8 protein-coding genes and 1 pseudogene are annotated in these 6,979 nt (G+C 67.2%); 6 read left to right on the top strand and 3 right to left on the bottom strand.

Going from position 1 to position 6,979, the window contains the following annotated elements:
- Nucleotides 1-518 precede the first annotated feature (518 nt).
- The 4 genes from BCD48_RS53085 (at nucleotide 519) to BCD48_RS02130 (ending at nucleotide 4,423) form a co-directional block, all read left to right on the top strand.
- On the top strand, nucleotides 519-1,196 hold the full coding sequence (locus BCD48_RS53085; RefSeq protein WP_349307989.1) for a reverse transcriptase N-terminal domain-containing protein: 678 nt from the start codon (nucleotides 519-521) through the stop codon (nucleotides 1,194-1,196).
- 100 nt (nucleotides 1,197-1,296) lie between these two features.
- Nucleotides 1,297-1,638: a reverse transcriptase family protein gene (locus BCD48_RS53080; protein ID WP_071046542.1), complete on the top strand. Its 342-nt coding sequence runs from the start codon at nucleotides 1,297-1,299 to the stop codon at nucleotides 1,636-1,638.
- Nucleotides 1,631-2,959, top strand: a complete 1,329-nt coding sequence (locus BCD48_RS45290; RefSeq protein ID WP_241841454.1) for a reverse transcriptase domain-containing protein — start codon at nucleotides 1,631-1,633, stop codon at nucleotides 2,957-2,959. Before BCD48_RS53080 ends, BCD48_RS45290 begins: the two co-directional genes overlap by 8 nt.
- A 273-nt stretch (nucleotides 2,960-3,232) precedes the next feature.
- Entirely contained in the window at nucleotides 3,233-4,423 is a 1,191-nt protein-coding gene (locus BCD48_RS02130; RefSeq protein WP_071046540.1) for a phospholipase effector Tle1 domain-containing protein, read from the top strand.
- A 400-nt stretch (nucleotides 4,424-4,823) separates the two neighbouring features.
- On the opposite strand, the pseudogene BCD48_RS56335 reads toward BCD48_RS02130, so the two are convergent.
- Both BCD48_RS56335 and BCD48_RS50995 read right to left on the bottom strand, forming a co-directional pair.
- Nucleotides 4,824-4,919: pseudogene (locus BCD48_RS56335) on the bottom strand (WD40 repeat domain-containing protein); the annotation flags it as partial.
- A gap of 79 nt (nucleotides 4,920-4,998) precedes the next feature.
- Nucleotides 4,999-5,319: a hypothetical protein gene (locus BCD48_RS50995; protein WP_071046538.1), complete on the bottom strand. Its 321-nt coding sequence runs from the start codon at nucleotides 5,317-5,319 to the stop codon at nucleotides 4,999-5,001.
- Between BCD48_RS50995 and BCD48_RS55365 the strand changes: the two genes are divergently transcribed.
- A complete protein-coding gene (locus BCD48_RS55365; protein WP_349307990.1) occupies nucleotides 5,299-5,424 on the top strand; it encodes a hypothetical protein in 126 nt (41 codons plus the stop codon). The genes BCD48_RS50995 and BCD48_RS55365 overlap by 21 nt on opposite strands.
- Nucleotides 5,425-5,863: 439 nt before the next feature.
- Here BCD48_RS55365 and BCD48_RS50990 read toward each other — a convergent pair whose 3' ends face one another.
- Nucleotides 5,864-6,004, bottom strand: coding sequence for a hypothetical protein (locus BCD48_RS50990; RefSeq protein ID WP_157910415.1), 141 nt, complete (start codon nucleotides 6,002-6,004; stop codon nucleotides 5,864-5,866).
- 172 nt (nucleotides 6,005-6,176) lie between these two features.
- On the opposite strand from BCD48_RS50990, the gene BCD48_RS53075 reads away from it, so the two are divergent.
- Nucleotides 6,177-6,926: a helix-turn-helix domain-containing protein gene (locus tag BCD48_RS53075; protein ID WP_241841453.1), complete on the top strand. Its 750-nt coding sequence runs from the start codon at nucleotides 6,177-6,179 to the stop codon at nucleotides 6,924-6,926.
- Nucleotides 6,927-6,979 lie beyond the last annotated feature (53 nt).

The raw sequence follows: 6,979 nt of genomic DNA, 5'->3' as shown, positions 1-6,979 counted from the left end.
CCTCTCCTGGAGTCAACTGCTGCGACGGTATTTCCACGAAAAATGGACAGTCGCAGCGGACGGGGTCACGATGTTCGACTGCGCCACGACACCGATCACGCGGTATCGCTACCGTGGCGCGCGTATCCCGACACCCTGGTCATCTGTCGTTGCTTGACCCGACGGCATGAGCCTGTGGAGAGCCGGATGTCGCGAGAGTGACAAGTCCGGTTCGGAGAGGCGGGCCGGGGAAACGGGCTGGCCGCAAGGCCAGCACCGCGCCCCGGTCCGACCTCTGCTCGCTACGGTCCGGGGAAGCTGACCTTTCCCCGGTAAGCCGACCGCAAGGGGGGCCGAATCCCGTGGCGGGACAGGATGGCTCGAGAAGCGAACGGCGGCACGCCGAAAGGCGACAGGAAAGCGGGCACGCATGGCTGGACCTCCACCCGGCCGTGTCCGTATAACTGGCCGCATACCAGGCCTGGTGCCTGGGTCCGAAAGGAAGCTGACGCGAGCCGGGTAGCCCTTTGAACGAGTCGATGCCCACGAACCGCCCCAATCCGAGGAGCATGTTAGGCGCCATGGAACAGGACATGACCACCACCGCCGTCGACATGGCGGCGGCCGGCGTGTCCCACGCCCTGGTGAACGGATCCGAGGAGCCACTCGACTGGGACGCCATTGACTGGCGGGCCGAGGAGAGCAAGGTACGGCGGCTACGGCAGAGGATCTTCAAGGCGACGCAGGCAGGCGACTGGAAACAGGCTCGCAACCTGCAGAAGCTCACTGCGCCACGAGGCGCTTGGTCGTATGCCCGGCTCAGCCGGGAGGAACTCGAAGGGAGGTTCCTGGGTCCGATGGCTAACCTCGGCCTGAAAGGAGCTGGGGGACAACAGCATGCCAGAAAACCGACGGCCGTGTCCAGGCGTAAGGAGCGGCGCGTCGGGGGACCCGCGCGATATGGCCAAAGCTGGATTGCCTGTACCACAATCTCCAGAAGGTGCAACTGCACGCCCGCCGGAAAGACGCCTGAAACCGGCGCCGGCCCTGCACCGGCATCATTAGCTGGTCGGTGCAACCTTCGGGGCGCGGAGCGATGCCCAGTGAGGGTATTCAAGGAGATGAGTGTGGGGCCTAAGTCGCGCTATCACGTACGACCAGGACGAACGTGGGATCACCTAAGGGGCGCGAGCCCTACGGTGACACAGGCCTCATAGTAGTCGCAGGAGTAACGACCTGCCAAGGAGGACGGGAAGGCCGTCCGCAGGGCCAAGGAGGCCAGGTGACCGGACACTTGACGGCCGGGAGGTATGCGTAATGCAGAGCGCCGAAACGGTACTGGGTGTCCTCCGTGAACGCGGTAGGCGTGGCCTGCCGTGCAATGAGCTATACCGGCAGCTGTTCAACCCGCAGATGTACGAACGGGCCTACGGCCGCATCTACTCCAACAAGGGGGCGATGACGGCAGGGGCCGATGGGGAAACCGCGGACGGCATGTCGCTGGTGAAGATTGGTCGCATCATCGATGCGGTGCGCCACGAGCGCTACCGGTTCAAACCAGCACGGCGGGTCTACATCCCGAAGAAGAACACCGGGGAGAAAAGGCCTCTGGGCCTGCCCTGTCATCGCCGACCGTGCCCAGCAGCAGCGGGTGCGTAACGCGTTGGAACCCGAGTGGGAGGCTCGGCTGGACGCCCGACAGTACGGCTTCCGACCGGGCCGCGGCTGCCACGACGCGATCGAAATGATCTGGAACGTTGCACGCGGGAGAAACACCCGCACCTGGATCCTGGACGCGGACCTGGAAGCCGCATTCGACCGACTCGACCACAACCACCTACTCGAAAGGCTCGCAGGTTTCCCCGCGAGGGAACAGATCCGAGCCTGGTTGAAGGCCGGTGTGGTCGACAAGGGCCGGTACACCCCGACCAGGCAAGGCTCTCCACAAGGCGGGGTCATTTCACCGTTGCTCTTGAACATAGCGCTCCAGGGCATCGAGGAAGCCGCCGGAACCAGGTATAAAAGAAACGGAGTAACGCAACGGGGAACCCCTGCCGTGATCGTCTACGCGGACGATCTGGTGGCCCTGTGCCACAGCCGCGAGCAGGCCGACCTGGTCCGGGCACGACTCACAGCATGGCTGGCGCCGAAAGGTCTCCGCTTCAACCCGGCGAAGACCCGCATCGTCACCATTGAAGACGGGTTCGACTTCCTGTCCTTCAACGTCCGGCGATACCACACCGCCGACGGCCCGAAACTGCTGATCAAACCCAGCAAGGAGTCGCTGGTCACCATCCGGCGGCGGCTGAAGGCAGAGATCCGCGCTCTGCGCGGCCATTCGGCAGCGGACGTGGTCCACCGCCTCAACCCGATCATCCGGGGACAAGCGGCCTACTACCGCAGCGGAGTGTCGAAGGTGGCGTTCGCCGCCCTCGACCACTGGCTCTGGAACCGGCTCCACAGCTGGGCCCGCCGCCAGCACCAGCGGAAAAACCGCAGGTGGGTCGCGCGACGCTACTTCGGCCGCCACCACCCGTCCAGGAACGACAAGTGGATCTTCGGCGACCCGAAAACCGGCGCCTACCTCCACCGATACTCCTGGACCCCGATCGTCCGGCACGTCCCCGTCGCGGGCCGGTCGTCTCCTGATGACCCCGCCCTGACCCGGTACTGGGCCAACCGGCACAGCCGGCACAACCGCCGGCACCCGCCACTGGCCCCGACCACCGGGCGCGCCCTGCGCGCCCAAACAGGGCGATGCGCCCGCTGCGGGGACCATCTGCTCCACCCCGGGGACCCGCCCGACTCCCTCCACCAGTGGGAGACGTGGTTCCGCGCTGCCCGCACCGCGATCACCCAAACGGCGATCCCGGCGCCCGGCGCCCCCGACCAGGCCGGCGATCGACACCGCCTCGTACACGCCAGCTGCCACCGCCGACATCCAGCCGGCCAGACAGCCGACACGGACAGCAATCTGTAGGGCCTGCCCGCCCACGCGGGCCGCCTGAGCCCGGTGCCGCGACGAGTGGCACGCCGGGTTCTGAGGGGGGCCAGGCGCAGCAATGCGCCTGGCCTACCCGACGAGACGGTGGCTTCATACTGCCCGGACGGTAGGGACGTGGAGACCGTGTTCCCGACCGTGGAGGCTAATCTTCCCGTCCCGTACGGGAATGTCGGGGTCGACACGGGGCAAATGAGCGTGTCCGGGTCTAGCCTGTTCGTTGCCGGTCTGTAGCGGGAGGGCGGTCCACGGATGGGGCGCAACATCGTGGTCTGCGCGGACGGGACCGGCAACACGTTCGACAGTCGACCGACGAACGTGACGGCCCTGATCGGGTGCATCGTCCTCGATGTCAGCCGTCAGTTGGTCGTCTATGACCAGGGGATCGGGACGACCACCCGGACGAGCCAGGTCGATCTGCTCAGGCAGTCCACGGCGGAGCGCAAGGCATTCCAGGTGTTGCCTGCTCCAGACGGCGCGGGAGCCTTGGGGTGGGCGAGGAAGGGACGCGGGCTGGTCACCGGGTACGGTTTGAAGGAGAACGTGGGGCAGATGTATCTCGCCCTGGCGGAGTGTTACCAGCCTGGGGATCGTGTCTTCCTTTTCGGTTTCAGCCGTGGCGCTTTCACCGTGCGCGCTCTCGCTGGCCTGCTCTACCGGTGCCACCTGCCACGGTCGAACTCCGGGGATCTCGCTGCTAGCTTCGACCGGGCGTGGAAGGCGTTCCTGCCGGTCGAGGACAAGGACATTCCCGTGGCCGAGGTCCAGGCTCTGCGCCGGGAACACCGCCCGTGTCCGGTGCACTTCCTTGGTCTGTGGGACACGGTCAAGTCTTATGGCGGTCTCAATCCCGTCATCCTTCCGCACCTTCGACACAACCCGATCGTTGCCCACGTGCGGCACGCCCTGGCCCTGGACGAGCGACGTGCCTGGTTCAAACCAACCACCTGGGGACGGCTGGACAGTGACCTCGACGCAGCTATGTCTCGTCTCAAACCCGAGGACGCCGAAGCGATCCGTCAGCAGGATGTCTGCGAGATCTGGTTCACCGGGTGCCACAGCGACGTCGGCGGAGGCGGCCCGAGGGCCGCCCGGACGGCTCGCATCGCGCTGCGCTGGATGCTAGGTGAAGCCGCGAACGTCAATGAGGGCCTGATCCTCAACAAGGCCGGGGTAGCACTCTTGCACGAAGCGGACCCGCCTGGGCCACCGGTGGTGCACAAGTCATGGACCCGGACCTGGCGGGCCGTCGAGCGAATCCCTCGTGGAGAGATCGACAACAGCGGACTATGGCCCGTCAAGGTGCCCCACCGAGGCAGCGACGGAGCACGCGACCCCCACCGTTCCAGGCGCAGTGGTGTCGTGCTCGTCCACACCACCGTCGGCGCCCGGCACTCCATCCCCGGCTCGGTCGAAACCCGCGCGACCCAGGGGCCGCCATGAGACCAATGCCGGCCAGCGACAAGGTGGCGTTGGTGGGTCGACCGCGACCCGGCTGGCCGGAGATCGCGAGCCCTGGAGCCGATGATTCCGAACCGTCTGCGTGGAGGCCCCTCCGGTGACGGCGGGCGCTGAGCAGGCGTCGTCCCCTTCTGCGGTGCGCGATGGGGACGCGGGCAGGGCGGGCTTCGGGGCGCCGGGCATCTCGCTGCCGAAGGGTGGCGGGGCGATCCGCGGGATCGGCGAGAAGTTCGGCGCTAATCCCGCCGCCGGCACAGGGTCGATGACGGTGCCGGTCAGCCCGGGCCGCTCTGGCTTCGGTCCGCAGCTCGCGCTGTCGTATGACTCCGGCGCGGGCCAGGGGCGTGTTGAGGGTGCTCCGGGTACCGGTATCCCACAGCTGGGCCGTGTTGTCGTCGCTGGCGGTGGCCAGCAGCTTCCCGTCAGGACTGAATGCCACGGCGTTGACCTGGTCTGTGTGGCCAGAGAGGGTGGCCAGAGGGGGTGACGGCGACCGACTGATGGATGGTGCCTTCGACGCCTGTGGGTGTCAGAACTCGGCCACCGGCGTTGACCTGTTAGTTCCCGGGCCCAGCCGTGTGGATTCCCTCTGGCGCATTGTCGGCGAAGATGCCGTAGGGCGCGCCGCCGGCGGTGTAGCCGGCGACGAAGTACGGGTGGCCGTCGAGTGTTATCCATGAGTCGTCGTGGGGCCATTCGTCGTCGCGGCGTTCGGCTCGGCGGCGTGGGGTGGCTGCTGGGCGCTGTGCCCATCGGCGGGCGGTGTCCGGGAGTTCGACGCCGAGCGAGGTCAGGTCGTCGTAGGCGGTGTACCGGTCGACCCCGTACCGCCTGGCGTAGCCGCCGCACTCGCTGGCGTGCCGGGCCCGGCCGTGCACAAGGCACTGCGGGCCCTACGTCAGGAGAAGATCATCAAGACAGGCTACCGGCAGGTCACGGTCCTCGACCTGCCCGCGCTAAGGAAGGCAGCAGGCCTCTCCTAGCCAATCAACACCGCCACTTCCCACACATCAACACGGCGCCCGCTGCGTACGAGGCGCTGCTCGCTGATCGGCTGCGGGTGCTCCCTGACCACCCCGAACAACCTGGCCTCCTGGCAGGCGAGAAACTGAGGTGTCCGGTAACGAACGTTCACGAGACGCATAGATCCACAACACGTTTGCGCAGGTCGCCGGTGTAACGCATGCCGTATACGCGCCTATGTCACGTGCACTCCCATTCGCGTTACGCTCCGATCATGCGCGTCAGCTGCGGACCGGTCTCCACCGCGACCAGCACCCCGTCTCCGTCGTACCGCGAGGAGATCTGAATGGGGGCAGGCGACACCGCCCCAACGCTCGCAGACCTGATGACCGCTCGCGCTGGGTCGATCGCGTGACTGAGCAGCCGCTTGGGGCAGCCTTTGCACAGCTGGTCGCGTTCCTACGCGGCGGCCGGCTGACCGGGGTCGTTGCCGAACTGGAGCACGCTCTGGTGGGCACCGACACGGATGCCGCTGCGGCCGCAGCGGCGCACGCAGGACTGCAGCCGGAGCTGCTGGAGGCCGCGCTGCTTGTCCGGCACGGCCTCGGCCGGCTAAACGACCTCATCCATGCCACCGCGATCAGCCTCGCGCTGCCGAAGATCCTTGATCCGGGCGAACAGCTCACGAACAGGCCGTCGCTGCGTGTGGGGTGCAAGTCGACGGTCATGGGCCCTGAGCTGGGCGGACAGCCATCGGAGATCATGGTGAGTCATGGTGTCGACGGTGGTATTCCTGCTGATGCGCAGACTGCTCAGCGCGGCCGGCTTCGGTGGTCGGCCCGAAGAGAAGGACGTCGAGATCGCCGTCCTGCGCCATCAGTTGGCGGTGCTACGCCGTCAGGTCGCCCGGCCGCGATACACCCCAGCCGATCGGATGTTGCTGGCCACCCTTGCCCAGCTTCTCCCCCGGTCGCGCTGGTCGGCGTTCCTCGTCACCCCCGCCACCCTCCTGCGCTGGCACCGAGACCTGGTCCGCCGCCACTGGACCTACCCGCAGCAGCATCGTGGTCGCCGACTTGAGGACACGACCGTACAACTGGTGCTCCGCCTGGCCCGGGAGAATCCCCGCTGGGGCTACCTGCGGATCGTCGGGGAATGCCGCAAGCTGCAGATCCAGATATCGGCCACCTCGGTCCGCAACATCCTGCGCCGCCACGGCCTCGGTCCGGCGCCTCGCCGCGGCGCCGGTCCCAGCTGGTCGCAGTTCCTGCGCAGCCAGGCCCGAGGCGCGTTGGCCTGCGATTTCCTCACCATCGGACACCGTCACGATGGCCAGGCTGTACGTGCTCTTCTTCATCGGACTCGACCGCCGCCACGTCTGGCTCGCCGGCGTCACCGCCCCATCACCAGCATCACCCACCCCAACACCCCCACCCCACCGACCCCCACCCCCAGCAGCCCAGCACCACCCACATCCACCAGCCCAAGCCCGCAGACCGCGGCCTCGACACCAGCAGCATGATCACCACCGCGGTGCGCACAGGACGAACAGGACACCAGGCTCGGACCCTCGGC

Origin of the sequence: Pseudofrankia coriaricola (assembly GCF_001854805.1) — a bacterium.
GTDB lineage: Bacteria > Actinomycetota > Actinomycetes > Frankiales > Frankiaceae > Pseudofrankia.
The sequence above is the reverse complement of the archived record's forward strand: the minus strand, read 5'-3'. Positions and strand labels throughout refer to the sequence as shown.